Below are 5043 nucleotides of genomic sequence, written 5' to 3'. Positions count from 1 at the left end.
GTGGTCGCGGCCCCGGACGACGCGCCGCTGCCCTTCGCCGACGAGGCGTTCGACCTGGTGCTCAGCCGCCACCCGGTGCGTCCGCACTGGGCGGAGATCGCCCGGGTGCTGCGGCCCGGTGGCACGTACTTCGCCCAGCACGTGGGACCCGCCAGCGTCTTCGAGCTGGTCGAGTACTTCCTCGGTCCCCAGCCGGAGGAGGTGCGCCGCGCCCGTGATCCCGAGCGGGAGCGGGCCGACGCCGAGGCGGCGGGGCTGGAGGTGGCCGGCCTGCGGGCGGAGCGGCTGCGGATGGAGTTCCACGACATCGCCGCCGTCGTCCACTTCCTGCGCAAGGTCGTCTGGATGGTCCCGGGCTTCACGGTCGAGGCCCATGAGCCACGGCTGCGCGCCCTGCACGAGCGGATCCGGAACGAGGGGCCGTTCGTCGCGCACAGCGCCCGGCACCTCTTCGACGTGCGCAAGCCGGAACGCTGACACGTACGCGATCCGGCGAGTCGTAACGCGGAAGGCACCGGGTTTCCACATTGTTATCGCCCCGGGTTCACATGCGCCCCGCCCGTCACATAAGTTCAGACCAACGTAATTCGCGACGGCAAAGCCGCGCGGTCGGCAGCGCGCGGTGGAGGGGGCCGCGCGGTGCCGTGAAGCCGCCGGCCCCCGCCCCGGCACCGTAGCGGAACGGTCAAGTCCGCCCCGCACCGTCGGGGTCGCCCATCGGAGGGACCCGGGACGACATCCCGCTGATTCCCCCAGTACGGCCTAACCCTTGCGAATCCATTTGCATCCGGCCGCATTCACCTGGGAATCCACTGTGAACCGCCGCGGGAACACCCCTGAATCCCGCATTCCGCGACCGTCCCAACGTCGCCATGTGATTCCGGAGAGTAGTTGTCGGGCGCCGATGCACCCACCATCACTTACGAAGGGTTATGGTGGAAACCCCCCCTCGGGCCGGTCCGTATCCCCCCCCACGGACCGGCCCGTTTTTTCATGGCGGAGGACGGCGGGGTTCCGGAACCGCCCGGCCCCGGCCCGGCGTCTCCCCGAAGGGGCGCGGCCCCGGCGGCGTCACGGCACCGCCGCGTGGCCAAACCCCGGACCGGACCGGGCCCGAGGCAGCGGTAGGCTCGACGGCTCCGGCACCCCCTACGGCTCCGGCACCCCCCTACCCCGCGCCCAACCCCCGGAGGGTCACGTGAACCTGCGCGACAAGCTGCGCGGTCTGCTCGTCAGGCTCTACGCACGCCGGGTGGAAGGTCACCTGGATCACGCTCAGGTGCCCAAGCACATCGGCGTCATCATGGACGGCAACCGCCGCTGGGCGAAGGCGTCCGGCTCCAGCACCGTCCACGGGCACCGGGCCGGTGCCGACAAGATCGGGGAATTCCTCGGCTGGTGCTCCGAGACCGACGTCGAGGTGGTCACGCTGTGGCTGCTGTCCACCGACAACTTCGACCGGCCGCAGGAGGAACTGGTCCCCCTGCTCGGCATCATCGAGGACGTCGTGCGCACCCTCGCCGCCGACGGCCGCTGGCGGGTGCACCACGTCGGCACGATGGACCTGCTGCCCGCCGGCATGCAGCGCACGCTGAAGGAGGCCGAGGAGGCCACCGCCCGCAACGACGGCATACTCGTCAACGTGGCCATCGGCTACGGCGGCCGGCAGGAGATCGCCGACGCCGTGCGCTCCATGCTGCACGAGGCACGGGACCGGGGCGTGTCGCTGGAGGACCTCGCCGAGTCCGTCGACGTCGACATGATCGGCCGTCACCTCTACACCGGCGACCAGCCCGATCCGGACCTCGTCATCCGCACCAGCGGCGAACAGCGGCTGTCCGGATTCATGCTCTGGCAGACCGCGCACTCCGAGTACTACTTCTGCGAGGTCTTCTGGCCGGCCTTCCGGAAGGTCGACTTCCTGCGCGCCCTGCGCGACTACGCCGCACGTCACCGCCGTTACGGCGGCTGACCGGCCCGCACCGCCCCGTCACCGCCCGGTGACGGGGCGTCGTCGTGTCCGCCGATTGGCGCGGACGTAACAAGGAGTTCACCGGGCCGCCGATGGCCGCATTTGCATGGCGGCGCGTGTTCGAGGGCATAAACCCAACAGGTCGACACCCGAACCACGGGCGTCGGTTCTCAGCGGACGGCTCGGGGCCGTCCGCCCGGGAGGCCCTTTGCACCAGCCCGACCGTGCGGTCACAGCACGGAATCAGCCGCGGAGGGCCGGTTCACGGCCCGCCGCGCGCGGGGGCCAGACACCGGTCCAGCAACTCCTCGTCGCTCCCCGACCACATCCGAGGGGGTACGTCCTTCCGTGGTGACCAGCACAAAGCGCCACAAGCCCGACCGGCGCACCTATGTTCTCGACACCAGCGTCCTGCTGGCCGACCCGAACGCCCTGACCCGCTTCGAGGAGCACGAGGTCGTGCTCCCCGTCGTGGTGGTCACGGAGTTGGAGGCCAAGCGGCACCACCCCGAACTCGGCTACTTCGCCCGGCAGGCCCTGCGCCTGCTGGACGACTACCGGGTCCGGCACGGCCGCCTCGACGCCCCCATCCCGACCGGGGACCTCGGCGGAACGCTCCGGGTCGAGCTCAACCACTCGGACCCCAGCGTGCTGCCCACGGGCTACCGACTGGGCGACAACGACTCCCGCATCCTCGCGGTGGCCCGCAACCTCCAGGCCGAGGGGTACGACGTCACCGTCGTGTCGAAGGACCTGCCGCTGAGGATCAAGGCGTCCTCCGTGGGTCTCCTCGCCGAGGAGTACCGGGCCGAACTCGCCATCACGGAGCACTCCGGCTGGACGGGGATGTCGGAACTCACCCTGCCCGGCGAACAGGTGGACATCCTCTTCGAGGAAGGACACGTGTACGTCCCGGAGGCGGCCGGCCTGCCCGTGCACACCGGCCTGACCATCCAGTCCGAGCGCGGCAAGGCGCTCGGCCGGGTCACCGCCGAGGGCAACGTCCGCCTGGTGCGCGGCGACCGGGAGGCGTTCGGCATCAAGGGCCGCAGCGCCGAGCAGCGCATCGCGCTCGACCTGCTGCTGGACCCGGACGTCGGGATCGTCTCGATGGGCGGCCGGGCCGGCACCGGCAAGTCGGCGCTGGCGCTGTGCGCGGGCCTGGAGGCGGTGCTGGAGCGCCGTCAGCACGAGAAGGTGATGGTCTTCCGGCCGCTGTACGCCGTCGGCGGGCAGGAACTGGGCTATCTGCCGGGCACCGAGGCGGAGAAGATGAGCCCGTGGGCGCAGGCCGTCTTCGACACCCTCTCGGCGGTCACCAGCCGCGAGGTCATCGAGGAGGTCACCGCGCGCGGAATGCTCGAGGTGCTCCCGCTGACCCACATCCGCGGCCGCTCGCTGCACGACGCGTTCGTGATCGTGGACGAGGCGCAGTCGCTGGAGAAGAACGTCCTGCTGACCGTGCTGTCCCGGATCGGCGCGGGCTCACGGGTGGTCCTCACCCATGACGTGGCCCAGCGGGACAACCTGCGCGTTGGCCGCTACGACGGCGTGGTCGCCGTGGTGGAGAAGCTGAAGGGCCATCCGCTCTTCGCCCACGTCACGCTGACCCGGTCCGAAAGGTCCCAGATCGCCGCACTCGTGACCGAGATGCTGGAGGACGGCCACATCTGATCCGGCCCCTCCGCCACTTGGCGCCGTCCGGCAAAGGCTCAAGAGCCTAGCCGGGCGGCGCCGTCATGCGTGGGACTTTCCTGAAATCCCCAGGGCCAAACGGGATGTGAGCTTTCACACTCAACACAGAATTGCCACGCGGCGTCCGGTTACGGCAGAGTCTCGTTCCTGTCAGGCCCCGCATACGACACAGTCGTGCCCCCAGCGGCACGGCGCCCCGCAGGCCCCACCAACTCCATAGAGTCGTCGTATGCCGCCCGCGCACCACGCGGCGCTCCCCGCAGGGGAGTTGCCCACCGGGCCCGTGCCTCCCGTGACCCCGCAGTTGGGAGGCCAGTGTCAGGGGCACGATCGCGTCCGCCAGGGTCACCGAAGCGGGCGATGCTGGAAGGAAACCGTGTGAGCCGGATTTCGGTCCGGGGATTCGCAGTGGCCTCGGCCACCGCGGTCACCGCTGTCGGAAGCGTCGTCGGCGTTGCCTCGGGCAGCACCGCGCAGACCAACGACGCCGCCGAGGCGACGGCAGCCGACACCACGCTCCTCGCGGACATACCCGCGGGTCAGCAGGCGCAGGTGCAGACCGCGTCCCTGACGCAGCAGGCCGACGCGCAGGCCATCGCCGCGGACGCGAGCGCCAAGAAGGACGCCGAGGAGGCGGCCCGCAAGGCGGCCGCCGAGACCGCGATCGCGAAGAAGGAGGCCGCCGAGAAGAAGGCGGCCGAGGCCGCCAAGGAGGCCAAGGAGCGCCTCGAGGCCAAGGCCGCGGCCAGCCGTGGCGGGACCGACGTCCGCGACTCCTCCAGCTTCCCGGTCCAGGGCAGCTACACCGCGGCGCAGATCCAGGCGATGGCGCGCCAGATGGTGGCCGGCGGCCAGTTCCAGTGCTTCAGCAACATCGTGGACCACGAGTCCAGCTGGAACTACCAGGCGGTCAACGCCTCCTCCGGTGCCTACGGTCTCTTCCAGGCCCTGCCCGCCGGCAAGTACGCCTCGGCCGGCGCCGACTGGCGGACCAACCCGGCGACCCAGATCAAGTGGGGCCTCAACTACATGAACGAGCGGTACGGCAGCCCCTGCCAGGCCTGGTCGTTCTGGCAGGCCAACCACTGGTACTAGGCCACCCGCCGGCCCGCCCGGCCCCGGCTCGGCCTCGCGCAGCCCTTCCCCGTCCTCAGGGGAGGGGCTTTCGCCCTGTACGGTCGTACGCGGACGACTCCACGGGTGAGTGGTGGCGAGTACGCGGGGACGCGGGGGAAGAGGACGGAGCATGGCGCGAGTGCCACGATGGCTGGGCCGGATCGGACGTGGTCTGGCCGAGATGAGCGAGCGGCTGGACGAGCGCCGCGCGGAGGTGGAGAAGGAGCGGACCACGAAGCCGGCCAGGCACAGTGCCACGG

General features: G+C 70.8%; 4 protein-coding genes. All 4 read left to right on the top strand.

Annotation, left to right across the window (positions count from 1 at the left end; translation table 11 throughout):
* Positions 1–477 (top strand): methyltransferase domain-containing protein (locus H5J33_RS23150; protein WP_181796829.1); only part of this gene is annotated, 477 nt, incomplete at its 5' end.
* A gap of 721 nt (positions 478–1198) precedes the next feature.
* On the top strand, positions 1199–1972 hold the full coding sequence (locus tag H5J33_RS23145) for an isoprenyl transferase (RefSeq protein WP_181796828.1): 774 nt from the start codon (positions 1199–1201) through the stop codon (positions 1970–1972).
* A gap of 348 nt (positions 1973–2320) precedes the next feature.
* A complete protein-coding gene (locus H5J33_RS23140) occupies positions 2321–3646 on the top strand; it encodes a PhoH family protein (protein WP_181796827.1) in 1326 nt (441 codons plus the stop codon).
* A gap of 381 nt (positions 3647–4027) precedes the next feature.
* A complete protein-coding gene (locus H5J33_RS23135; protein WP_181796826.1) occupies positions 4028–4762 on the top strand; it encodes a transglycosylase SLT domain-containing protein in 735 nt (244 codons plus the stop codon).
* Positions 4763–5043: the final 281 nt, after the last annotated feature.

Source organism: Streptomyces sp. WELS2 (genome assembly GCF_013870595.1).
GTDB lineage: Bacteria > Actinomycetota > Actinomycetes > Streptomycetales > Streptomycetaceae > Streptomyces.
The sequence above is the reverse complement of the archived record's forward strand: the minus strand, read 5'-3'. Positions and strand labels throughout refer to the sequence as shown.

Bases quoted from the DNA above. Each gene is read 5' to 3' on its own strand.
- H5J33_RS23135 (WP_181796826.1), top strand. From the start codon at position 4,028: ATGCTGGAAGGAAACCGTGTGAGCCGGATTTCGGTCCGGGGATTCGCA.